This window comes from Pseudoalteromonas sp. J2K-J979 (genome assembly GCF_058169715.2).
In genome coordinates this window covers 2,225,151-2,249,807 of record NZ_CM200281.1, presented here as the reverse complement: position 1 = coordinate 2,249,807, position 24,657 = coordinate 2,225,151, and the positions used below count along the sequence as shown (strand labels likewise).

The 24,657-nt window shown below is 40.0% G+C and carries 19 protein-coding genes, 4 tRNA genes and 2 pseudogenes; 4 read left to right on the top strand and 21 right to left on the bottom strand.

Annotation, left to right across the window (positions count from 1 at the left end):
* Positions 1-4: 4 nt before the first annotated feature.
* On the bottom strand, positions 5-1,714 hold the full coding sequence (locus tag AC3KVK_RS10310; RefSeq protein WP_490313538.1) for a spermidine synthase: 1,710 nt from the start codon (positions 1,712-1,714) through the stop codon (positions 5-7).
* A gap of 445 nt (positions 1,715-2,159) precedes the next feature.
* Between AC3KVK_RS10310 and AC3KVK_RS10305 the strand changes: the two genes are divergently transcribed.
* The gene (locus tag AC3KVK_RS10305) at positions 2,160-4,154 is read left to right on the top strand and encodes a winged helix-turn-helix domain-containing protein (RefSeq protein WP_490313537.1); all 1,995 of its coding nucleotides are present in this window, start codon (positions 2,160-2,162) and stop codon (positions 4,152-4,154) included.
* Between the two features lie 8 nt (positions 4,155-4,162).
* On the opposite strand, the pseudogene AC3KVK_RS10300 reads toward AC3KVK_RS10305, so the two are convergent.
* The 6 genes and pseudogenes from AC3KVK_RS10300 to AC3KVK_RS10275 all read right to left on the bottom strand — a co-directional run.
* A pseudogene (locus tag AC3KVK_RS10300) lies at positions 4,163-4,402 on the bottom strand (iron-sulfur binding domain-containing protein); the annotation flags it as partial.
* Positions 4,403-4,734: 332 nt separating this feature from the next.
* Positions 4,735-5,598 carry an alpha/beta hydrolase gene (locus AC3KVK_RS10295; RefSeq protein WP_490313536.1) on the bottom strand — a complete coding sequence of 288 codons (864 nt, stop codon included), beginning with the start codon at positions 5,596-5,598 and terminating at the stop codon, positions 4,735-4,737.
* A 27-nt stretch (positions 5,599-5,625) separates the two neighbouring features.
* A complete protein-coding gene (locus tag AC3KVK_RS10290; RefSeq protein ID WP_490313535.1) occupies positions 5,626-6,648 on the bottom strand; it encodes an acyltransferase family protein in 1,023 nt (340 codons plus the stop codon).
* A gap of 31 nt (positions 6,649-6,679) precedes the next feature.
* Positions 6,680-7,402, bottom strand: a complete 723-nt coding sequence (locus AC3KVK_RS10285; protein WP_490313534.1) for an alpha/beta hydrolase family protein — start codon at positions 7,400-7,402, stop codon at positions 6,680-6,682.
* 42 nt (positions 7,403-7,444) lie between these two features.
* A complete protein-coding gene (locus AC3KVK_RS10280; RefSeq protein WP_490313533.1) occupies positions 7,445-8,800 on the bottom strand; it encodes a peptidoglycan DD-metalloendopeptidase family protein in 1,356 nt (451 codons plus the stop codon).
* Positions 8,800-9,177: a BlaI/MecI/CopY family transcriptional regulator gene (locus tag AC3KVK_RS10275; protein WP_138608539.1), complete on the bottom strand. Its 378-nt coding sequence runs from the start codon at positions 9,175-9,177 to the stop codon at positions 8,800-8,802. The genes AC3KVK_RS10280 and AC3KVK_RS10275 overlap by 1 nt, the downstream gene beginning before the upstream one ends.
* Positions 9,178-9,362: 185 nt before the next feature.
* Between AC3KVK_RS10275 and AC3KVK_RS10270 the strand changes: the two genes are divergently transcribed.
* Together AC3KVK_RS10270 and AC3KVK_RS10265 are read left to right on the top strand one after the other, a co-directional pair.
* Entirely contained in the window at positions 9,363-10,283 is a 921-nt protein-coding gene (locus tag AC3KVK_RS10270) for a polysaccharide deacetylase family protein (RefSeq protein WP_490313532.1), read from the top strand.
* Positions 10,284-10,326: 43 nt separating this feature from the next.
* Positions 10,327-11,193, top strand: a complete 867-nt coding sequence (locus AC3KVK_RS10265; RefSeq protein WP_490313531.1) for an alpha/beta hydrolase — start codon at positions 10,327-10,329, stop codon at positions 11,191-11,193.
* Between the two features lie 64 nt (positions 11,194-11,257).
* On the opposite strand, the pseudogene AC3KVK_RS10260 reads toward AC3KVK_RS10265, so the two are convergent.
* A pseudogene (locus AC3KVK_RS10260) lies at positions 11,258-11,500 on the bottom strand (iron-sulfur binding domain-containing protein); the annotation flags it as partial.
* A 76-nt stretch (positions 11,501-11,576) separates the two neighbouring features.
* Positions 11,577-13,061 carry a 7TM diverse intracellular signaling domain-containing protein gene (locus AC3KVK_RS10255; protein ID WP_490313530.1) on the bottom strand — a complete coding sequence of 495 codons (1,485 nt, stop codon included), beginning with the start codon at positions 13,059-13,061 and terminating at the stop codon, positions 11,577-11,579.
* A 317-nt stretch (positions 13,062-13,378) separates the two neighbouring features.
* Here AC3KVK_RS10255 and AC3KVK_RS10250 point away from each other — a divergent pair, with 317 nt between their 5' ends.
* Positions 13,379-14,479 (top strand): serine hydrolase domain-containing protein, encoded by a 1,101-nt coding sequence (locus AC3KVK_RS10250; RefSeq protein ID WP_490313529.1) that lies wholly within the window; start codon positions 13,379-13,381, stop codon positions 14,477-14,479.
* A gap of 64 nt (positions 14,480-14,543) precedes the next feature.
* Here the strand turns inward: AC3KVK_RS10250 and nth are convergent, their stop codons facing one another.
* From nth to AC3KVK_RS10190, 12 genes are all read right to left on the bottom strand, one after another.
* On the bottom strand, positions 14,544-15,176 hold the full coding sequence (gene nth / locus AC3KVK_RS10245) for an endonuclease III (protein ID WP_490313528.1): 633 nt from the start codon (positions 15,174-15,176) through the stop codon (positions 14,544-14,546).
* A gap of 19 nt (positions 15,177-15,195) precedes the next feature.
* Positions 15,196-15,897: an electron transport complex subunit E gene (locus AC3KVK_RS10240; protein WP_490313527.1), complete on the bottom strand. Its 702-nt coding sequence runs from the start codon at positions 15,895-15,897 to the stop codon at positions 15,196-15,198.
* Positions 15,894-16,532: an electron transport complex subunit RsxG gene (gene rsxG / locus AC3KVK_RS10235; RefSeq protein WP_490313526.1), complete on the bottom strand. Its 639-nt coding sequence runs from the start codon at positions 16,530-16,532 to the stop codon at positions 15,894-15,896. The genes AC3KVK_RS10240 and rsxG overlap by 4 nt, the downstream gene beginning before the upstream one ends.
* A complete protein-coding gene (rsxD, locus tag AC3KVK_RS10230; protein WP_490313525.1) occupies positions 16,529-17,587 on the bottom strand; it encodes an electron transport complex subunit RsxD in 1,059 nt (352 codons plus the stop codon). Before rsxD ends, rsxG begins: the two co-directional genes overlap by 4 nt.
* On the bottom strand, positions 17,584-20,403 hold the full coding sequence (gene rsxC, locus AC3KVK_RS10225; protein ID WP_490313524.1) for an electron transport complex subunit RsxC: 2,820 nt from the start codon (positions 20,401-20,403) through the stop codon (positions 17,584-17,586). Before rsxC ends, rsxD begins: the two co-directional genes overlap by 4 nt.
* Positions 20,404-20,412: 9 nt before the next feature.
* Positions 20,413-20,967: an electron transport complex subunit RsxB gene (gene rsxB / locus AC3KVK_RS10220; RefSeq protein WP_490313523.1), complete on the bottom strand. Its 555-nt coding sequence runs from the start codon at positions 20,965-20,967 to the stop codon at positions 20,413-20,415.
* Positions 20,967-21,548, bottom strand: coding sequence for an electron transport complex subunit RsxA (gene rsxA / locus AC3KVK_RS10215; protein ID WP_490313522.1), 582 nt, complete (start codon positions 21,546-21,548; stop codon positions 20,967-20,969). The genes rsxB and rsxA overlap by 1 nt, the downstream gene beginning before the upstream one ends.
* A 152-nt stretch (positions 21,549-21,700) precedes the next feature.
* Complete coding sequence (locus AC3KVK_RS10210) at positions 21,701-23,629, bottom strand: EAL domain-containing protein (RefSeq protein ID WP_490313521.1); 1,929 nt, start codon at positions 23,627-23,629, stop codon at positions 21,701-21,703.
* 152 nt (positions 23,630-23,781) lie between these two features.
* A tRNA-Asn gene (locus AC3KVK_RS10205) sits at positions 23,782-23,858 on the bottom strand.
* A 26-nt stretch (positions 23,859-23,884) separates the two neighbouring features.
* Positions 23,885-23,961, bottom strand: a tRNA-Asn gene (locus tag AC3KVK_RS10200).
* A 21-nt stretch (positions 23,962-23,982) separates the two neighbouring features.
* Positions 23,983-24,059 (bottom strand) — tRNA-Asn (locus tag AC3KVK_RS10195).
* A 23-nt stretch (positions 24,060-24,082) separates the two neighbouring features.
* A tRNA-Asn gene (locus AC3KVK_RS10190) sits at positions 24,083-24,159 on the bottom strand.
* Between the last annotated feature and the right edge of the window lie 498 nt (positions 24,160-24,657).

Here is a 24,657-nt window from a genome sequence, read left to right as displayed (position 1 = left end):
CACGCTAATATTTCATTAGGGGTAAAAGACTATAGTGTTGATCTGTCCATCGTATTGGGTAATTGGCAAAGTTTTCGGGTTTAACTAGGTTACTATTAGATCTGAACGCAGTTAAAAAGGATAAATTGCAAGTTAACACGACCCAATCAGAACCGAAGCTTTCCCTTTGTTGCCCTAATTTTTTGAATTGAATTAATCCTTTTTCAAATTGTTGGTTATGCGCCCGCAATACTGGCATGAGATCTATATGGTTGTTGGATATATGAAGGATTAATAAGCCATCTTTCTTTAAATTGTGCCAGTACAACTCGAACGCTTCTTGGGTGAGTAAATGTGCTGGGATGACATCACTAGAAAATGCGTCAATAATTAAAGCATCAAAAAGTGAGCCTTGGTCTTTTTTTCTTTCATTTAAAGCGATGCGCCCATCATTAATAATGACTTCGACTTTTCCCTTTGCATCGTCTAAATAAGTAAAATATTTGCTCGCCATCTCATAGACAGCAGGGTTCAGCTCATAAAAGCTAAATTTATCTCCTGGACGAGTGTAACTTGCCAATACACCCGCGCCTAAGCCTATAATCCCTATATTGAGCGTATCTTTGCGCTGCAAATAACTGAGAGTCTTAGAAATGCCGCTATCATCTTGATAATAAGAAGCACGGCTAGTTGATTTATTTCCCAAAGGCTGTGAACCATGGACTGTTGTACCATCAATCAAGCGCCTTTCATTGATATTGTCTACTTCAATATCTTTAACAGAGACATAGCCATAAAAATTTCTTTTGTTTTCAATATCGAATTGACTAAAGCTTTGTTCAACGTTGAAGTATACACATGCGAAAAGGCCAAGCACACCAGTCCAACCGACATAAGCTTTGCACGATAAAGACTTAACAGTTTTGAGGCCGCTACACCAAACGAATAATAAAAGTACCAACAACAACCCAAGCACGTACTCGGTGATTCGCAAAAAGAGTAAAGGAGCTAAAAGGGTAGTAAACACACTCCCCAATGCACCACCTAATGAAATAGCAACGTAAAACAAAGTCATATTTTCATCATTTGGAGCATGAATGCGTAACTCGCCATGACATACGAGACAGCAAATGAGCAATATCAAACTGAACATTGTTAATTGAGAAATGGCATTAAATTGACTGCCCAGAAAATACATCATCAAACCAGCGCTAATGGCAAACAATAAAAATGGTGACAGCAAAGTGCGCTTATAGGCTCCCTTTGACGAAAAAGAATAGGTATAACTCAAGAGGTAGATGACCAAAGGCAAGATCCACACAAATGGCATGGGCGGAATATTAGTGCTGATCATTTGCGTTGTCGCTATGAGCATAATGGTGCCGGTTGCAGATAAAGCAATCCACAACAGTAGGTTTTTTGAAGCTATATTGCTTTGATTATCAGATTGATTGGCTTTTTGAGTGGATAACTCTGAGTCTTTTAGTGCAACCATCAGTATGAGCTGTAAAACGATGAAAAAACCAAAGGCCACGAACCAATAAGTTTTTTGTTGAGGAACTGGAAAATTAACTTCAACAAACAAAGGGTAACTTATCAAGGCAATCAAAGAGCCTAGGTTTGACAGAGAGTACCAATGATAAGGGACATCTCGGTTAGATGTTTTAAAAAACCAATGTTGCAGCAATACACTGGTGGATGCTAATAAAAAAAATGCGAATCCTATTTGTTGCATTAATAGCATTATTACCTGAAGTGCAGGATAAGAGCTGTTCGCGATAGCGGGGAAGTTGGTATTAAAAGTAAAAAAGACGGAAATGCCTAGGAATGAAGCTTGAATTAAAAACTGTGATTTGAGCTTCAATTTACTCAACAAGTGGGCGTATAAGTATCCGAAAAGTAATATGCTTTGAAAAAAAAGCATGCTTGCGGACCACACCGTTGCACTTCCACCAAAGAGTGGGAGCATCTCTTTCGTTAGCATAGGTTGTATTTGAAACAACAAGAAGGCACTGCAAAATATAATTATTAAAAACAAAGTTAGTTTCACGTTGTGTAATGTTAATATGTTTTAGGTGATTGAAGTCTCTTGAAGTGAAAGAGATGAGACAATGAAATAGGCCTTATCAATTTCTTAAGAAAACCTTAAGCATTGATTTTTAATTGTTTTTGAGGAAGTAATGGACAGGTTCCAAATTGGAAAATTTGATGTCGATGTCAGTCGGTGTCGCATCTCATCTGGAGAATATGAGGTTATTTTAGAGCCTAAAGTGATGGATGTACTCCATTACTTGTTTCGTCACAAAGGAGAAGTGGTGAGTCAGGAGCAGATATTTTCTTCAGTTTGGCCTGTATCCACGTTTAATCCGAGTTCAGTTCAACGTTGTATTGCTTTACTGAGAAAAGCGTTAAAAGAAGATTCTAAAAATGCTAAACTTTTAGTTACTCATCCCAAACGTGGATATTGTTTGGAGTTACCGAGTGATGTCGTCGAAAAGCCTCGTATTACGCCTTACCTCATTGCGATAATCACAGTCGTGACGCTGTGCTTTTGGCTCTTGCATAAGCCTCAGTCAATCAAAACCGACTTTTTTCAATTACTTCCTGTCTCATCAAATGAAGCGAACGAGGCCTTCTTAACTCTTTCGCCAAATGGTCAATATTTAGCTTTTGTACGAGGAAATGAACAGCAAAGAAACATTTGGCTTAGAGAGCTCGCAACTGGGCAAGAAGTTCAATTAACTGAAAATAGCTCCAGTTATTACAGTCTTGGTTGGCATCCCGAAGGGACTGCTTTGGCGTTTATGGAAAATAGCAATGACCAAGATGTGATGTCTTATATGTCGTTGGATTTACTTACATTAACGCCGATAAAAAGTACTGATTTACGAGCGTTTGCTAATTTTCAGGTTAGCAGCGGTAAATTACAGTGGCACAGTAAGAATAGAATTTATTTTGTCGAGAAAAATAAAGAGAATAACGATACTTGGCTGTCTTTTATAGATTTAAAAAGTGGTGAAAAACGACAGTTATTGAAGGCACAAGGAAAAGACTGGATGAAAGCACTTGCATTATCGCCAGACGAAGCCCAAATAGCGCTAGGTTATGAAATGGGGTTAAACCGGTATCGAATCGATTTAATTAATCCCCAGACGCTTAGCATCTCTAATTTAGTTGAAATTGAGGATAGTATTCAGGGGCTCAGTTGGCACCCGAATAGAGAGTCGTTGCTGATCAGTAATCGCACTAAATTGCAGTTGGTCGATATGCAAGGAAAGATTTCTGTGATCGATTTTAATAATTACAAGTTTGTTCGAGATGCTCAGTTTAATCCCGCGGGCACAGAAATTTTCATGGAACTGCGCAATGTCGATGTGGATATATTACGTAAGACTAAGACATCGCCCAGTGAATTTGAAACCTTAGTGGATACTTCTTCTTTAGATTTTTTACCCATTTTTTCTCCTGATGATCAACGATTTGTTTTTGAATCTCATCGCACAGGGCTAAAGCAGCTTTATATCTATGAAGGTGGACAACAACGGATGGTTTTTTCTAACCCTAATAATGAAGAACTGTTTGGTGTTGTGTGGACTCCCGATGGCACTGGCATTATCACAGCCAGTAAGGACAAATTATTCAAAATTAATGTGAAATCAGCAACATTTGAAGTGTTCAAACACAGTCATCAACCATTTGGTTTACGTGAACATTTTTATCATGAAAATGCAGTACTGGTTTCGTACAGAGCAGATGATGGCGTTACTTTTCACCTTGCAAAGCTAAATCTAAATACATTAACGTTAGAAACTTATGAAACCGAAGGTGAAAGGCTTGTTTGCTATTCAATGGCGCTGGACTCAAAAGATCAAATTTACTTTGCTAATAGCAAAAATGTGTTTCGTATCAATAGTCACTCTCAGCAGGAGCATGTGTGGTCAGCATCTGATGAACATATCAGCGGAGTGAGAGTGGCGGATAGCAGGTTATCGTTAAGATTAGATAAGGAAGAGAGTTTTAAGCTGGTTACGATTAATATGGGCAACGGCTTAACCGAAGTTATTCATCAAGGCTCAGAAAAAGGTGAGATGTTGATTAATACCTCTCACGACGAGCAACAGTTTTTATATTTAAGTAAACCCAAAAGAACAAGCCATTTAGTGAGGCTACAATAATTGTCGCCTCACTCACTCTTATCTTTAAACTCACACAAATCTTCAATAATACAGCTGCCACACTTCGGTTTTCGGGCGGTACATACATAACGGCCATGTAGAATCAGCCAGTGGTGAACATCAACTTTGAATTCTTTCGGCACTACTTTTAAAAGCTTATTTTCAACTTCAACGACATTTTTGCCCATGGCAAATTTAGTGCGGTTGGATACGCGGCCGATATGGGGCTCTACCGTGATGGTTGGCCAACTAGAATATAATCAACGTAGAACGAAAAAACTTACTTTAGCAAGACGGTTTTGAGCGAAAAGCGATCAGTGATAAATTATAATGTATGAAGTCAAGATATGACCTAATTGGTTTTGTTATAGATCGCTATGCTGATTACTGTTTTGTTTAGCCTTGCTCTTAGTTTTTAACCATAGGAACCAAGGTATAAACAAATATCCACCTAAATAAGATGCCTGAAATAGACATAACACAAGCCGAGCAAAGCCATTGAGTTATATTTTTAAATTATTTGGAGTCCTTCATAATGCTTTTAGCAGCAAACCTGTTAGGCAGCCGCAGTCTAAACTTATTAGTTGTCTTTGCTTTGTTTAGGGATAGCTTTTTGAAGACCATAAGTTAATAACACTGCAAAAGCACTGTGATGGGATAACCCTTCGAGTACTTTGGACTGGATAATTAACCCTTGGTAATTTCGTGACTTTAACTGCTCCTCAAATGCTAGCATTTCCTTAACCATGTTGCCTTCTTCACTCCCAATGTACATATACACCTGTGCTTTCATGGCCTTATTACTTTTTGCATAATTACTTTCCAGCTGAAACATTGCTTTATTGTCATACCAGAACGATGGGCTACCTAAAATGTAGTGATTAAACAGTTCAGGATGAGTGATCAAAATGTTGGCGCCAAGCAGCCCGCCATATGAATGACCAACAAATATTTTTTTATCTTGTCTGATTCGGTATGTATGGTTAATCAAAGGTAAAACTTCATCTGAAATGAAACTAATGTACTGGCTAGCTTTACCTGAATACTTTTGAGCTTCGAGCGAATGCCCCCTTCCTTCATTTGGGGCATATGTTGGTGTGTAGTCCCGAGTACGACTAATCAAAGGGTCATGTCCTTTGGAGTATGAAATCCCGACTATAATCACATCCTCAATATCTCTGCCTGCCATGAGATGTACAATGCCACTTGCCGCAGCAACGGAATAACCCGTGTCATTCAATAATACCAGAGGGTACTTTTTATTGCTTTGTGCATAATTGTTGGGCAAGCGTATATAGAGCTCATATTCTAATCCACTTTTTTCAGATTTTATTTGCAAGGTTTGCGTATTTCGAATTTTAAACTCTGTACTCTCCTTCGCGCTTAACGGTAGAGAGCAAAAAACAACAGCAGTAAGCGCCAGCTTAATAAACTTACTAAACATTACTTCTTTTCCTTAAATGTGTGAAAACTAAATGTTGAGCCTCTTTGTATTCGAGAAGCTTCTAATTCTATTTGCAATAGGCCTTTCAAAGAAAACGTAAGATATATGCGCAAAAAATACACTCAAGCTCAGTGATAACAACAGCTTAAGTTCAGTATCTAAATTAAATTTATTAACCATTCCAATAATAGGCAAATGCAATAAATAGAATGAGTAAGACACTTTACCTAAAAAGTCACCAATCTTATTTGCTAAAAAAATATTGTTGTTCGGTACTAAAAAAACAACACAAAAGAATACAGTGCTCATAACAAATAGAACTTCATAACTAAGCCACATTCTTTTCTTGTCAGCCTCGTTAACAGGTGAAAAATCAGGATACAACAGAGGTATTAAACACAAAGCTAATATAAACCAGTTGCTCTTCATATAACTCGGCACCTTAAGTGATTTGTAATGCAAACCAAATATAACGCCAATAAAAAAATACGGAAACGTTCTTAAAATACTGAATAAGTTGTAAGGAATACTTTCAATCTCACCAAATAATCTCGGGAAATCAGCTAAATACCAAAAAATCATAAAGGCTACGATTAGTAAATATATACACCCTTTTTTATCGCCTGCTAAAAACCAGAAAGCGATAAATATAATATAGAATTGTATTTCTGGTGGAATTGTCCAAAGCACGCTTTCGCCATGTATAAACAAAAGGTGCCCTATTAACGAATTAAGGTCAGTGATGTTATATAAAATGTCATAATTATTTTGAGTTAATAAGTAAGAGCTAAAAACAATTACAAGGTATAGGGGTAAAATTCGGCCAGCTCTAGCTAATAGGTATCGTTCAATGTTTGCTCTGCTAAACTTGGTGTCTAAATAGAGAAGTGACATTAGAAAGCCACTAAGAAGGAAAAATAACATTACACCATAGGCACCAGAGCCACCTCCTAGAGAGCCATTTAGCCAATGAGTTATATCTGAAAAGTGGGTAACAAATACGATAAGGGCAGCTAAAGCTCTTAGAGAGTTTAATTTTCTAATTTCCATGAAGTTGATTTAATCCCTAGCTTATTATTTTTTAAAATTGTTCAAATTGAATTATCGGGTGTATGAGCTTAGATCTTATATAATACGACTGAGGCTTTTTACGTTTGAGCCAGGCTTTAACGGGTATTATCCATTCTTTTCTGGGGGTGAAAAAAGCGCCATGTTCTTTACCCGTTGAAATCGAAATTTCTTTGTAAGAACTAACGGTACCAACACTCCTAGCAACTACATCATCACACGAACCAACAGAATCCGATGTTTCATACACTGAAAATAAATGACCATACATAGCGATTTCTGCTTTTTCAGCTAATCCGCTGGTACAAGCCGCTAAGATTACAACGTTAACATCCATATTTTTTAAATTGCTCGATGCAATTGCCGTAATAAACCCACCACGAGAAAAGCCTACTAACGATATATTGCTCGCAGGTACGCCATTTTTTAGTAATTTAGTTACTTGTTTAGCTAACTGTTCAGCATACTTAAAAGGATGAGTTTTAGCTGGCCGATGAGTAGCAATTAAATGATAGCTTGAGTCGGCAAGTTCCTTTTTAATAGCTGGAAAGTTAAATTGCCCCCAGCGCTCATGGATAGGTGTAGGATCTGTGCCCTCGACTATGAGTCCGTGAGAATAAAAAACATACTTATCAGATGAATTTATTTTGTCAGGGAGGCTCTCAAATATTTCACCACCATAGCTAAATGAACTAAAAAGAAGAGTAAAAATAATAAAAAAGTTTTTTTGAAACATACGACACCTTTATAACGCTATAAGTGTTTGAAATAGAATCCATTACATTGTAGTTTTAGCGCCGAGCACTAAACTAGGATCAACTCTTTGATTGTCTTTGATTACTTCAAAGTGAAGATGAACGCCTGTTGCTTTACCTGTATCACCAATGACGCCAATAACCTGCCCAGCTTTAACCCAAGAGCCGACTTTGGCATCACTCGATTCTAGATGTGAATATAACGTTTGGTAGCCATTTTTATGCTGAATTAATACAGTATTCCCATAGTTCGAATGCATGGTTTTGTTATCTGAAATAACTATAATTCCATCAGCAGCAGACAGCACAGGACTTCCTCTTTGGGCAACATAGTCTACACCTCTATGTGGCTTATAATCTCTGACCTTACTTATGCTTCGAAATGTTGAGCTTATCGTATGGCTATCTAGTGGATGCTGCCAAGTTAGCTTTCCCGCCATTGTGGGAGCTTTTAAGAGTGTATATAGACTAAAAATAATAAGTATCATTAAAGAGAACTTTAAAGTTAAAGTAAGTCGACTTTTATTCACTGGAGAAGCAATGTTTGTAAGCCTCGCTTTGTAATCATCAGCGCAAAGCACACCAGAATTAAATTGAGCAACTGGATTGTTGTTATCAAATTGGACGCTTTTTTTTAATGATTGCAGCAGTGCTTTGGCATAATCATGCTTGTTAATATTAAAGCGACGTATCGTCAGCTTGTCACACCTGTGTTCCATAGCACGAATGAACTGCCATTCCATCTTTTTAACAAATGGGTTTATCCATAAAAGTGTGCTTAAGACCCTCCATAAAAGAATTGTAATATGATCTTTGTTTGTAATATGGGTTAGCTCGTGACGAATCAGAATGCTTTGCTGATCTTTTTTTAGCGATGAAAAATAGTTAGGTAGCACAACATAGGGTGTTGTTATGCCAATGACAAAAGGGCTATGGTTTTGAGAGGAAATTACAACCTTCACCTTACTAGTCGGCAACTCATTTATTGATTCAGAAGATCTTGATAAGCTTTTGAGTTTTTGCCACACAACCAATAATTTAACGAGTTTTAAGCAGGTAAAACCAAAGTAACCAATAATTAGCGCTGTTGCGATTAAATCCACTTTCTGCAAACTTGCATGGGTGATACTGGCTTGCTTTACTATTTGTGCGCTTTGCAAACTTGAGTTTATATAATCCAAATCAGGGATTGATATATTAATAGTGCCAAGAGATAAAGGGATAAAAGGTAAAAAGCTGGCTAAAAGCGCAGACCACCAAATACTTGGTGAGCTATTATCGGACTTGGTTATATAAGATGAGCAAGCATAAACAAGCCCAGAAAATATAAGCCAAGGAAAGAGACTGTTTACTATGAATTGAATGATGAAAGAGTCCACTACTTTTGTTTTTCATCCTTTGAAAGTTGATTTAACAATTCCTCTAACTCATCGACTTCAGCTTTATTTATTAAACGGCTATCAGCGAACATAGTGACAGGTAGTGGTTCATCTAACTCTAAGACATTGGTTGCGAATTCCTGCATGTAGGATGCTAGCGTCGGTATTTTCTCAATTAATGCTTTAAAGGTTTTTTTGTTGCCAGAGGAGCCAACTTCTAAAATTCCCTTATTGCCCATTCTTTCTAAGGTTTTACGTGTAGATGAGTATGACCAACCATACTTTGATTCTAAGTGTTCATGAATTTCTTTGGCTGTACGTGGCTGCTTTTTCCAAAGTAATTTCAGTATTTCTAACTCTGTTGAATTGGGTTTCATATAAATACGCAAAAGTGTGACTTGTGTCGCACTTTAACGTCCTGTATGTTAAAAAGCAACTTTGTGACACATGTCACACTTTGATTTTGGAAGTTTATTAAAATTTGTGATGATCATCTATTTACTGTTTACCACACCAAAAAGTTCCAATTTTAACATTATCGATAGCAAAGGATTTAGCCAAAATGAAATCGACTTCTTTTTTGACAATTTGCATTTTATTGTTTGCACCCTTATCTTTTTCAAAGCAAATATCCATTACTTTTGACGACGCACCTTTAGGGGGAAGTCATATAATGAGTGGAGATGAAAAAACCAATAAAATAATCAAGCACCTAAAAGATAGCAATGTTGCTGATGCGCTGTTTTTTGTAACAACAGGAAATGTAACCTCCGAATCAGATAGAAGTAGGTTACTAGCATATTCAAATGCAGGCTTTCATTTAGCGCACCATAGCCACAGTCACCTTTCTGCAAACAAAGTCGATGTGAAAACATACTTAAATGATTTTGATACTGCACATTCAGCTCTTAAGCAGTTTAATAACATCGTTAAATACCACAGATTTCCTTATCTACATTACGGCAATACCCCAGCAAAGAGGAAAATTATTGAAACTCATTTAAGACAAAATGAATACGAGATTGGTTATGTAACCATTGATAATTTTGATTGGTATATCAATGCCAAACTTCTGAAAGCTAAAGAGCTAGACTTAACTGTTGATTATGAAAAGCTCGGCCAACTTTATGTAGATACCCTTTGGCAAGGAATTCTTTTTTACGATTCTCTCGCGCAAAAATATTTAAACCGCTCACCAAAACACGTTTTGTTGTTGCATGAAAATGAAGTGGCTGCGATGTATTTGGGGAAACTAATTGAACACATCCGCACAAATGGTTGGGAAATTATCTCACCGCGAGATGCATATAAAGATCCAATAGCAACAAACTACGACGCTGAATTATTTACTTTTAATAAACAAGGACGTATCGCCGCGCTAATTAATAGTAAAAGCATTCCCCAAAATGCGCTACGCCATCAAAGCGAAAATACTGAATTTCTTGATAAACGCTTTGACGAATATAAGGTTTTTAAAAAGTAAAAGCGTAAGTTTTTAACTTACACAATTTTGGAAAGGTAAATTGATGAACTTTAAGTCCATTCGTTTTGTAAAAAGCTTAGCTTTAATTTTGATGCTCAATATAATCAACTTCAATGCAGCAGTGGCAGAAGGCCGTAGTTTTGAAATTGCTAACAGTAAAATAGTAACAATTGAATCCACAGTGCTGGGTAAAAAATATGATTTATTTATCAAAGTACCGCGTAGTTATTTCTTAGCAGAAAATAAATCTAAAAAATATCCTGTACTTTACTTAAATGATGGACCTTATACTTTCAAAGTGGCTGCAGGTATCACTCACATGCGAAACATGGATAAAGCCATTGTTGTTGGTATTTCATTTGCCCATGGAGAAAATGCTCAATTTAGCCGAGTTAGAGACTTAACACCTGTCGTTGATCAGAGCTGGACAAAATACACAACGGGTGGGGCAACTGAGTACTTAGCGTTTATCGAAAAAGAAGTCTTTCAGTACATTGAGCACAATTACCGAGTTAACACTGAACAAAGAATATTGTCTGGGCAGTCATTGGGAGGGTCTTTTGCCGCTTGGGTACTATTAACCAAACCGGAACTGTTTTCTACTTACATTTTAACCAGCCCTTCGCTCTGGTTTAAAAATGATTGGATATTTGAATTAGAAAATAAATATGCCGAGAAAAACAAATCTTTGCAGGCTAATGTGTTTATGGCGACTGGTGCGTTGGAGACTTTAGAAAATGGGATGAAAGAAGATATGGTCGCAGGCCATGTAAAGTTTGCTAATCGTTTACGCTCACGTAATTACCAAGGATTAAAACTAGCGGATGAAGTGGTAGAAGGAACCGATCATTACTCAACTTTTCCTGTTGGACTTTCAAAAGGGTTAGTACTATTTTATGAATCACAATAATAACCAATTATAGCCTCTATTATGGAGTTACCACCGTCCACAATTGGCACAAAACAGCCTTTGGCTACTCTGTTTTATCCTTAAACTCACACAAATCTGCAATAATACAGCTGCCACATTTGGGTTTTCGGGCGGTACATACATAACGGCCATGTAGAATCAGCCAGTGGTGAACGTCGACTTTAAACTCAACAGGTACTACTTTTAAAAGCTTTTGTTCAACTTCAACGGCATTTTACCTGTGGCAGATTTAGTGCGGTTGGATACGCGATCGATGTGTGTCCACGGCAATTGTCGGCCAACCGAAACATTAGGAAGGTAGACGCAATAAAATGTATTACTTTCTTAAGATTTATAACAATCTTTCTATATGCTCATCAGTCTTAATTGAAAAATACTCGAACAGCTTTTAGGTATTGCCTGCCAACTGGGACGTGTAGTGCCTCCATAACTAAATCATAGTCTGCTGATGTTCGGCGAGTCAGTTTAAAATCATACTTTAGATTGATTAAAAATGACTTATGACAGCGGATTAACTTATGTAAATGAGTCGCCTGTTCAATTTCCTGAAGGTTAATATCAAGCAATTCAGTTTTAACATTTCCCCCGTTACGATAAATAACTTCGGCGTAATTTCCTGCTGCTTTAATGTATAGTATATTATTGATTAAGCTAATGACTTTTGCTATTTGAGGGCAAAATACTGTATTGCTTTGTTGTTCTGTTAACAAGGTTTCATTGTCAGTTAATTGTTGCTTGGTTGCTGCTAACTCTGCTTGCGCCGCTCGATGTTTTATTTGCTCATCAACAAACGTATTCATCGAGTCTCTATACCAATATATCAGCCCTGATGAGAGCAGACTTACTTCTATTAGCGAGCTAACCTTTATAAACGTCCAGCCAAGGTAAACATTGATGATATTGGTCATTGATAACCCTGAAGTTATACTAAACAGCACAAACACACCCATGGCCGCGACATAGAATAAGCTTAGTTTGTTGCCTTGCTTTAGTGAGTTAATTGCTGAGATAAAAGCTGTTACTACTATAACAGCGCAGATTATTAATGTGACGGCATAAAAAACTTGATACAGCGTGGACTCAAGGCGGTTGAAGGAAAAACAATATCCAAGCCAAATAATGACTAGCAACCTTTGGCTAAATTTAAGTATTTTTCCATTTTTTGACGTAAGGTTATTGAGCGCTAAATAATCATAGCTAAAGTAGCTGAAGGCGATAAAAAATAGTAACCCAAGCGAGTTTGCGGTAAAAAATGGCAAGCTTTGTGTCGCAGGTATATAGCTGTTAAGCCAACCTTCACCTGCTGCTATCCACAGAAACATAGTGGTAAGTAACACTGCATATTTGAAAAAGATTGTTTTTTTTAAAACTATGTAGCTCAGTAAACTCAACAATAAGAATAAAGCGATAACGCCAACATAAATACCATCACTAATGGCTGACGTTTTAATGTGTTGATTAAACTTTGTTGGGGTGAAAATATGTATTTTACCCCTTAAATAGCGGCCTGAAAGCGAAAGGTATAAGCTTTTGGTCGCTAGCTTTTTAGATAGCGTAACCTGTAAAATATTTTTGTTATCAACTGCTTGTGTTAGGTGTAGAGCGACGAATTTGTTACCTTGTAGGTAGTATAGATGGCTGTCAGTAAAAACATTGTTTTTGCTTATCGCAATGATTATCTCCTCTGGGAATTTTTCGACTGTTTGCGCTAGCTGTATTTTCATCATGCCATAGCGAAATTGACCAAGATTAAATGTGCCGCTAGGCAAAGAAAACCATGATTTTTCTGAACCATTGATAAAAGACGTAGTACTTACAGGCGCGATCGGCGTGTGAGATTTCACCATAGTGATAGCTGTCCCGTGACGATTGTCGCTTGAGCTTTTCCCAGAATTAACCATCAATAGCAAAAGGCAAGCAAGGGTTATAACAATAGCGAAGAAAATTGTTATGCTTTTGGTGTTTGGTTGCGCTAAAGGTATACGGTTTATCAAGTTTTCAATATCCTGACTTTTTATATTGTTTATTTTAATCAGTAGGTTACTTAAATTAATGTCAGTTTCCTATACGCTTGGTCATTAATTGCTACTGTACTACTTTTCATCATTTGTGAAACCCTTAATCTAGTACGGAATGATAACAATAATTTAATGGAAAATGACAAATGAAAATAAAACGCGTTATTCACGTTTTGATATTGTGTACGATGCTATCTGTTATTGTCGGATGTAATAGTAATGGAAAAAAACATGAAACGATTGAAACGGGTATTCAATCAACGCTAGCGGAAACACTCGATACCGCATTAGAGACTAACCTAAATGATACCGAGGCAGGGTTAATTATTTCAGTCTGGCAAAATGAGGTGAACCTATACACTGGTGCGAAAGGAATAGCCAGAGCTAACCAACCTATTACAGAGCTAACCCAGTTTCGTTTGGCCTCAGTCAGTAAAACCTTTACTGCAATCGCAATACTGAAATTGTATGAGCAGGGCGTTATTGATTTGCAAGACTCGATTGTTGATTTGATGCCTGAGTTACCTCAATCTTGGCAAGAAGTCACTATACATCATTTGCTGGCGCACCAGTCAGGGATCCCTGATTTCGCAAATGACTTTAACGCTAATGATATTCTTCCCGACGGCATTACTAATGAAAATATTGTTCGATACTTTATCGATAACCCTGTGTTGGAGTTTAGCCCAGGAAGCAAAGAAGATTACAGTAATACAGGCTATGTTCTATTAGCTGAGATTATCAATCGAGTATCGGGGTATGGATTTTCCGAGTATATGGCAAATGAAATTTATCTACCTTTGAATATGAGTGATACTTATATATTTGATGAATTTGCACAAGTTAATGAATTCACCGCAATGAACCTAGCCACAAGCCATAAGATTTTTGGCAATAACGTGAACAGTGTAGGTTCATCGTCACAAGTTAGTTCAATGATTGATATGCAACGGTTTTTATATGCTTTTATGTCGGGACAAATTTTACAGCCAGAAACCAAAGAACTGATGCTAACCTCATACTCTAAGGAAGGTGAGTCCTTATTCAATGGTACTGGCTACGGTATTTTTTATTTCAGTGAAGACGGTAAAACAACCTATGGTCACGCTGGTGGTAATGACGGATTTAGAACAATATACGCAATAAATCGTGACAGGAACGCCTTTATTGTCATTCTTGGTAATGGTGGTGACTATATGCCTAATTATAATTATTTGGTTAACTTAGCTGGTGAATTTTTGGAGTAGTTTAAGTTATTTAAACAGTGGTAACTGTATACAGTCACCACTGTTTAAACTTTAATAAGGTAAGTTATTCAGTCTTTTCCTTAAACTCACACAAATCTTCAATAATACAGCTGCCACACTTCGGTTTTCTGGCGGTACATACATAACGGCCATGTAGAATCAGCCAGTGGTGAACATCAACTTTGAATTCTTTCGGCACTACTTTTAAAAGCTTATTTTCAACTTCAACGACATTTTTACCCATGGCAAATTTAGTGCGGTTGGATACGCGGTCGATGTGGGTATCTACCGCTATGGTCGGCCAGCCAAAAGCGGTGTTGAGAACAACATTGGCCGTTTTTCGGCCCACGCCAGGTAGGGCTTCTAACGCTTCGCGGTTTTCGGGGACTTCACTGTTATGTTGATCCACGAGTATTTGGCACATTTTGTAGACGTTCGCGGCTTTTGAGTTAAATAAGCCGATGGTTTTAATGTAATCACGCAGTGTGTCGTGGCCTAAATCTAAAATAGCTTGTGGAGTATTGGCAACAGGAAAAAGCTTACGCGTGGCTTTATTGACACCTACATCGGTGGCCTGTGCCGATAGCGTCACGGCAACAAGCAACTCAAAAGGGGATGAGTATTCGAGTTCAGTTTCTGGGTGCGGATTGTTTTCACGCAAGCGCATCAAAATCTCAAGTCGTTTTGCTTTATTCATTGGCTTAACCTAACTGGCACTAATTTAAACTGGTCACACGGGCTCTGGGGGCTTTTTGTGTTTCTGCAGCCGGCGCTTGGTGTGCTTTTAGTTGTTCATCGATGATATTTTTTGCAGCGATTAAAAATCCCATGGCAATAAATGCGCCGGGTGGTAAGATCGCAAGCAAGAATTGGCTTTCAAATTCAAATACTTCAATCCGTAAAACAGTTGCCCATTGGCCTAGCAATAAGTGAGCGCCATCAAATAACGTGCCTTGACCAAGTAGTTCTCGTACTGTTCCAAGCACTACTAAGACACACGTAAAGCCTAAGCCCATCATCAAGCCATCCCAAGCAGATAAAGCCACGGTATTTTTTGATGCAAAGGCTTCTGCACGGCCAATTATGGCGCAATTAGTAACTATCAGTGGGATAAAAATACCAAGTGATTGATACAGTGAGAACGTATAGGCATTCATTAGCAGCTCAATGATGGTCACAAAGGCGGCAATGATCATCACAAATACCGGGATACGTATTTCTTTGGGTACCCAATTACGCACTAATGATACCGTTATATTTGAGCCCATCAACACCAACAACGTTGCTAACCCGAGGCCTAAAGCATTGGTTATGGTCGCTGTCACAGCTAGCAGCGGGCACAAGCCAAGTAATTGCACAAGGGCTGGGTTGTTTTTCCATAACCCTTGCTCAGTGATATTTTTTAGTGCTTCATTCATGATTGACTCCCGCTGCATTGATTGCGCTCGGAAAATAAGGCATCAAAATGCGTTTGAACATACGCATTGGCTGATTTGACACTGTTAACCACCGCGCGGGGTGTGATCGTCGCGCCAGTGAACTGATCAAATTGCCCGCCATCTTTTTTTACCGCCCAACGGCTGTCGTCCGCAAACAGGAGTTGTTGATCTACAAATGAGTGGATCCAATCTGATTTTTCAGGTTCGACTTTATCACCGAGTCCAGGCGTTTCTTTATGGTTGAGGACTCGCACGCCAGCAACGGTGCCATCGCGATAAATAGCAGAGAGAATTTCTATTTTGCCACTGTAGCCATCTGGCGCGGTGCTTTGCACCAGTAAGGCGATGTTTTGCCCTGCTTTTCTGGCTCGATAAATAGTGTGTGGCGCTAATGTACCAAGCGCTTGGGCACTGACAATCGTGCAATCAAGATACAGTTGATTATCATACTCAGTACTTGGCAGTACCTGAGATAAGGTTTTCATTAATTTCTTTTGTTCTTGTAGGGCGATTTGATCGGCCGTTGCTAACTGAACCAAGGTGACAGCGCCCGTCGTTAATAAAGCGAACGCAGCCAAGGTTAAACCATTCTTACTCATTGAAGGAAAAATCATGAGGCATTCCTATGGCCGTAGGTGCGCGGCTGAGTGTAATAATCGATTAAAGGCACCGACATATTAAGCAGTAACACTGCAAAGGCTACGGCATCAGGGTATCCACCGACAGTGCGAATAAGGTAAATTAAAAAGCCGATAAGTGCGCCGTAAATGAGCCGACCTTTATTGGTGGTCGCTGCACTGACTGGATCAGTGGCAATAAAAAACGCGGCAAACATGGTTGCGCCACTTAATAAATGAAAGACTGGGCCCGCGGTTTGATCGGGTGAAAGTAGGTAACCAATGCTGGCACACACTGTGATACTGGCCAAAATTGACACGGGAATATGCCAGTTAATCACCTTCGCTTTTATTAGGTATAAACCACCGACGAGAAACCCTAAATTAACCCACTGCCAACCCAAACCAGCCATTTGGCCAAAGATAGCATGCTGCATACTTTCGGTTACGGTTAAGCCTTTATTGAGGTCGGTTTTCAGAGTGTCAAGAGGAGTGGCCATGGTCATGCCATCTACATCGAGTTTAAGTTGCGCGAGGCTAAAGCCATTTTGTGTAAAACCAGTCAATACAACCCAAAGATGATCAGCTGCGCTCAGCGCATGAATTTGTAAGGTTTCGATAGGTAACCAAGACGTCATCTGGACAGGAAAAGAAATTAGCAATAACACATAAGCAGCCATAGCGGGATTAAATAAATTAAACCCTAAACCACCGTAAAGCTGCTTGACTATCGTAATCGCAAAAAAAGTGCCAATCACAATTATCCACCAAGGAGCGAGTGAAGGGATGCTCAGTGCAAGTAACACCGCGGTTAATACTGCACTGAAATCTTTGAGTGCGGGAAAAATGGGGCGCTTGCGCAACTTGAGTACGGCGGCTTCACAGCTTATAGCTGTGGCAATAGCCAAAATTAACTGGATAAATACGCCATAACCAAAGAAGTACCACATCGCAATCAAGCCAGGAATACACGCGAGTATCACGCTGATCATTAATGAAGACAGGGATTTTTGGCTGTGGCTATGGGGTGAACTTAACATGCTGAGTTTCATGATTGGGTGTCATCCTCATTGGTATTCGTTGTTGTGTGAGCTGCTTGCTGTGACGCGAGTTTTTTCGCTTTTGCACGAGCAATGGCTGCGGCGACTTTGGCTTTTTTATCGTCTTGCTCGCTGGTGGACTCGACGGATTGTTTAACATTGGGCTGCGAGTCGTTTTGCTGGGTAGCCAGTTTTTTCGCTTTTGCACGGGCAATGGCAGCGGCGACTTTGGCTTTTTTATCGTCTTGCTCGCTGGTGGGCTCAACGGATTGTTCAACATTGGGCTGCGAGTCGTTTTGCTGGGCAGCCAGTTTTTTCGCTTTAGCGCGGGCAATAGCCGCGGCAACTTTAGCTTTTTTATCGTCTTGCTCGCTGGTGGGCTCAACGGATTGTTCAACATTGGGCTGCGAGTCGTTTTGCTGGGCAGCCAGTTTTTTCGCTTTAGCGCGGGCAATAGCCGCGGCAACTTTAGCTTTTTTATCGTCTTGCTCGGTGGAGGCCTCAACAGATTGTTCGACATTGGGCTGCGAGTCGTTTTGCTGGGTAGCTAGTTTTTTCGCTTTTGCACGAGCAATGGCTGCGGCGACTTTGGCTTTTTTATCGTCTTGCTCGCTGGTGGACTCAACGGATTGTTTAACATTGGGCTGTGATTCGTTTTGCTGGGTAGCTAGTTTTTTCGCTTTTGCACGGGCAATGGCAGCGGCGACTTTGGCTTTTTTATCGTCTTGCTCGCTGGTGGCCTCAACTGGTTGTTCGACATTGGGCAGCGAGTCGTTTTGCTGGGCAGCCAGTTTTTTCGCTTTAGCGCGGGCAATAGCCGCGGCAACGGCTGCTTTTTTATCATCTGCAGGCGATTGAGGTGAATCAGTGTTTTGTTGCTCAGATCCTCCATCTTGGGCTGCGAGTTTTTTCGCTTTTGCACGGGCAATAGCCGCGGCAACGGCTGCTTTTTTATCATCTGCAGGCGATTGAGGCGAATCAGTGCTTTGTTGCTCAGACCCCCCATCTTGGGCTGCGAGTTTTTTTGCTTTTGCACGGGCAATGGCGGCGGCAACGGCTGCTTTTTTATCATCCGCTGGGGGTTGAGGTGAATCAGTGCTTTGTTGCTCAGATCCCCCATCTTGGGCTGCGAGTTTTTTCGCTTTCGCGCGGGCAATGGCAGCAGCAACGGCTGATTTTTTATCCTCAGAGTTTTCAACTTCTGTTTTTTCAGGTGTCAGCTTCTGCTCTTTGTAAGCTCGTGCTTCGGCTTTTCTTTGTGCCCGTTTTGCTGACATGTCTTCTTCGTGGCTGTTCGATTCGGTTTGTTGTTTCGCTTTTGCACGGGCAAGTGCTGCGGCTACCGCATCGGTTTTATCTTTGTCTTGCTCTTTTGCACGCGGAGCAGGACGTTTATGCCTATTTTGTCGTTCAGCTTGTTCTTGTTCTAAGCGAAGGTTTCTCGCTTCAAAACGCTCTTTGGCGCGTTCAGCCTTAATTTTATCGGCTTTGGCCTCTTTAATTTCTGCTTTAGCGACACGATAATATTGCACCAGTGGTATGTCGCTGGGGCATACAAATGCACATGCGCCACATTCTATACAGTCAAAAAGATTATGTTCTTCAAGCTTGTCATGCTCTTTGCTTTTAGCAAACCATTGCAGTTGTTGCGGTAAAAGGCTCGCAGGGCATGCATCAGCACAGGCACTACAGCGAATACAGGCTTGCTCATCACCTGCAAAAGGCATTTCAATTGTATTGGGGGCCAGTAAACAGTTTGTTGTTTTGACCACAGGCACCCTTACTGTTGGTAAAGTAAAACCCATCATGGGGCCGCCCATAATAACGCGTTGTTCCGGCTCGGGTTCAAATTGGTGAGTGTTTAACACATCACGAACTTGTGTACCAAGCAATACCCATGTATTGCCGGGTTTTTTGACCGTTTGTCCAGTGACAGTCACGACTCGTTCGATTAAGGGTTTACCTAAGGTGATAGCCTGTTCAATAGCAAACATTGTTGCCACGTTTTGTACAACAATACCAATGTCGCTAGGTAATTTTGAACTAGGGACCTCTCGTCCAGTGAGCACCTGAATTAACTGCTTTTCACCGCCGCTTGGGTACTTGGTCGGAATAGCGCGAACAATAATCTCGGGGTGGTTCGCTGCCGCCGCAGTCATAGCTGATATAGCTTCCGGTTTGTCGTCTTCAATACCAATCAAAACACGGCTTGGTTGTAAAACATGGGCAAGTATCAGGCAGCCCTGAATGATTTGTGCCGCATGTTCTTGCATTAACCGATCGTCGGCTGTGATATAAGGCTCACATTCGACACCATTGATGATCAAATACTCTATGTTTTGTACTGTTTGGGCTTTGACGTATGTTGCAAAACCAGCGCCGCCCATGCCACTAATCCCCGCGAGGCGAATTTTTTCGATAATCTCAGATTTTTCGAGTTCTTTCCAATGTTGGCATGGCTCAAGTTGTGCCCAAGTATCTTGATGATCAGGTTCGATTAAAATACTTAGTTCAGGTAAAGCTGAAGGGTGAGCTGATGCGCAGGGGGATATGTCAATCACTGTGCCAGAGGTAGGGGCATGAACGGGAACTGCCCAATGGCCTTTTGCGAGTGTTAAAGCTTGACCTTTAAGAACGGTATCACCTTTATTGACAATTAATGTTCCATAACTGCCGATATGTTGCTTTAAAGGAATTGTTAATTGTGCAGGGATATTGGCCGGTTTGATGCTTCCTTGATTTGACTGCTTTTTATGTGTTTGAGGGTGGATCCCACCCGGGTATTGCCACAGCACACCACGATCAATTTGATTGAGTAAATTATCCACGACTACCTCTTAGTCAATCTGTGTGACTGGAATAGCATCTAGCTGCCATTTCCAGTTTTGGCTGGTTGTTTTAACTGGCAACATATCGATGCAATCAACAGGGCAAGGCTCGACACATAAATCACAGCCAGTGCATTCATCAATTAACACAGTGTGCATTTGTCGCGTTGCACCGACAATGGCATCAACCGGACATGCCTGAATACACTTAGTGCAGCCTATGCACTCGTCTTCACGAATGTAGGCTACTGTTTTTATTGGTTCTTTAGCTTCTCCGCCAGCGAGTGGTTTAGCTTCTACCCCCATTAAATCGGCCAGTTCTTTAACGGTTGCTTCGCCACCAGGAGGGCATTTATTGACTTCATCACCGTTGGCGATCGCCTCAGCGTAAGGGCGACAGCCAGGGTAGCCGCATTGCCCGCACTGTGTTTGCGGTAAAATAGCATCGATTTGATCGACAATAGGGTTGCCTTCTACACGATATTTAATCGCGGCATAGCCGAGGATTAAACCGAATGTAAGGGCGAGAACGCCAAGAGAAATAAGTGCATAAACTAAAATCATTAAAACTTAACCAAACCTGTAAAACCCATAAACGCCATTGACATCAATCCTGCGGTTATCATGGCAATGGATGCACCTTTGAAAGGCAAGGGGACATCTGCTGCACTTAAACGTTCGCGTAATGCCGCAAATAAAATTAGCACTAGCGAAAAGCCGACGGCGGCACCAAACCCATACACAGCTGACTGAATAAAATTGTGATTTTTATTGATATTCAACAGCGCCACGCCCAGTACCGCACAATTGGTGGTGATCAGCGGTAAAAATATACCCAGTAGCCGGTATAAAGTTGGGCTGGTTTTTTTTACGACCATCTCAGTAAATTGAACGACAACGGCGATAACTAAGATAAAGCTCATTGTACGTAAAAACTCGAGATCCAGAGGCATCAAAATGTAGTGACTGACCAGATAGCTAGTGACAGAGGCTAATGTAAGGACAAATGTGGTGGCCAAAGACATACCGATGGCTGTTTCTAGTTTTCCAGAGACACCCATAAAAGGACATAACCCTAAAAATTGAACTAAAACGAAATTATTAACCAGCACCGTTGCTATCAAAAGTAACAGGTATTCAGACATGGTTGACTTCCAGCACATTAAAAAACTGGCTTATTATCCAGTTTTCTTCAGGATTTAACAACTTGAAAGGGGAGATCGCAGGGGAAAAATAGCAATTAATCGCATTTACTGCCTAATAGACTGTAAATGCGAAACTTGACGGAGAAATAACCTTATATTTCTCGTGGTTTTTCAATGTAGTAGCCTTGAGCACCGTCGAGACAAAGTTGTTCTACAATGTGTTTTTCTTCTTGGCTTTCGACACCTTCGGCTAAAACAGTTACCCCAATGCGGTGTGCCAAATCGACGATTAATCGCATAAAGTACTGATTATTTTTATCTTCTTCTAAACCTCGAGTGTAACTAGCATCCATTTTAATGAAGTCAGGTTTTAAATCGCGGAAAAACTTAAAGGAAGTTAAGCCTACTCCAAATCGTTCAACGGTAATTCGCGCACCCACGCGGTGCACCATATCAATAAAGCGTTTACTGGCTTTCACGTTTTGTTGCAAACCAAATTCACTGATTTCAAAAATAAGTTTACTGGCTATATTGCTGTCTTTTAATAGCCGTCTTTCAAGCCAAATCAAAAATTGTTCATCGTGTGCGCTGCGGGCGGTAATGTTAATGCCAAAAAATTGCCCTGCTAAGTTAAGCGTTTTTATTGAGTTGAGGGCCGCTTCAACGATCATTTTATCGACATGAAAAATTTGGTCCAGTTTCTCGGCCATTGCTAAGAAAGAAGCAGTTGGGAGGATTTGATCTTCGGCTGTTTTAAAGCGCGCTAAAATTTCAGAATAGACGCGGGCACTGCGATTGGTTGGCATAATAGTCTGAATTAATAACTGTACACGAGAGTTATTTAATACATCATCAATGACGGTTCGCCAATTTTGATTACCAAAATTAGCACTGACATTATCCATTAAATCGCTTTCTTTTTGAACATGCCATGCATTGACTTGTTTGCTCTGGGCTAAACTCAGCGCAGTATCGACCTGTGACAAGAGCTCCCCAAGAGGTTTGGTTGACGAGTAGGAGACAATCCCTGTGTTGGCTACAGAACTAAGCTCGACGCCTCGCTGATATTCTGTGAATTTAGCTTGTAGATCTTGGCCAAAACGTTCTGATTCTTTAATTGGAATATTAGGTAACAAAACAGCAAAATCAGAGCTGTTTAAGCGGTAACAGGTTGCGCCCGCATAAGTACCAGCCGCTTTAACTAATAGGTGGGCGACTTCTTTAATGTATTCATCACCGTGATGATAACCACGAGTTTGATTAATAAGTTGCAGTTCACTGCAGCGGATCATGGCAAGAGTACCAAATTGATTGGCTTCGGTGTTTTCAATGTTTTGTTCGTAATACTCAACAAATAAGTTTCGATTGCCTAATTCAGTTACAGAGTCTTTGAAAGCTTGTTGCTTGATAGAAAGAGCCGAGTTTTCAATTTCTTGTTGTTTACGTTTTAAGTACGTGTTCAGGCGGACAATACTTGGAAAAATGGCAGAAACACTTTGTTTGGCAATGCTGGTATCGAGCTGACTGTTTTTGTCATTTTTTTCTATAAAGCTATCCACTAACAGCGACATATTGTTGCCAATGCTTTCTTGAGCGCGCTTAATAATGGTTTTTACACTGAGAAAAGGCGCAAAAGATAAAATGATAATGAGAAAGACAAACACATAAAATTGATTTTGGGCGTACTCTATTTCGTTATCTAAGTTAATCGTAAACTCTAATTTTAAATTACTGTCGTTATTGATTACATATTGGGGACGGATGATGGGTGAGTAGCTGTGAATGAGATCCGCAAGGGCGGGGAGGCTACTTCTACCAGACTCAGAGTCTAAAATATTGCCATCTAAATCTCTAATGATCAGGCGGTTTAAACTAAAAGTTAGTATCAACTGTTTTGAAAGAACGTCAGCTTCTACATTGAAAGGGGTGTTTTTCAGGTGGTAATCAACGGCTTTTTGAGTTTTTAATTGTTGCTGTGAAGACAGCCCTTGTAAATTACTTACAAATAAATAGGTGCCTAATGTGAAGGAAAAGAGAAAGAAGAAAATTTGCAGCAATAAAAATCGTGTTGTTCCAGCCATGGTCCGTGTCTTATTTTAAGTTGTTCACAGTGGTAAATTTAGGTTACCGACAGGTAAATATCTATTCTTAAACAAATAAATTTCAAATAAGGAGGTTAAGGCAAAGTAGGGTGAATGTCTATATAAAAGAAGTGTTAATGCGATGTTGAATTTGGCTCCCCCTCCCCGACTCGAACGGGGGACCTGCGGATTAACAGTCCGTCGCTCTAACCAACTGAGCTAAGGGGGAACTAAAATAGGGCAGTGTACTTAAATTGGCTCCCCCTCCCCGACTCGAACGGGGGACCTGCGGATTAACAGTCCGTCGCTCTAACCAACTGAGCTAAGGGGGAACAATAAAAGTAGTATGTAGTTGGCTCCCCCTCCCCGACTCGAACGGGGGACCTGCGGATTAACAGTCCGTCGCTCTAACCAACTGAGCTAAGGGGGAACTACATAGGGTGTTTAGAAACTTGGCTCCCCCTCCCCGACTCGAACGGGGGACCTGCGGATTAACAGTCCGTCGCTCTAACCAACTGAGCTAAGGGGGAAGCGTGTGTCTCTCAACGGGGCGAAATATTAATGACCGCACTGCAAAGTGTCAACAAATAATATTGTAATAATTCAATAATTAGGTTTGTTCGCTTGTTTTCTACTCAATAAGCTGAATTTTTGATGCTTTTGTTTTTAATTTAAGCAGCTTATTTGGCTGTGGGTGCAGTCGTTTTGTAATAAAGGAAGTACTAAACCAATAATTTTGATGCGTTATGCAATGAGACAAGACCTAAAGGGAAGAAGTCGTGAATGTAACTGATATATTTAAATGATAATCAGGGAATAGATAAGAGAGTGTGGGATTAAGTGAGATAAAATAAGGGATTGAAAGGAATGTTGGTCAAAAATAAGTGTGAAAAAGTAAAGTGTGAAATATGAGAAATACGCCGTCAAATGATAAATAACTGCTAAGAAAACGCCAAAACACTACCTTCCTTGCCTTTTATCATTTCTACCCGTGGCGTTTATCATTTTGAGGCGGCGGTTACAGTGAA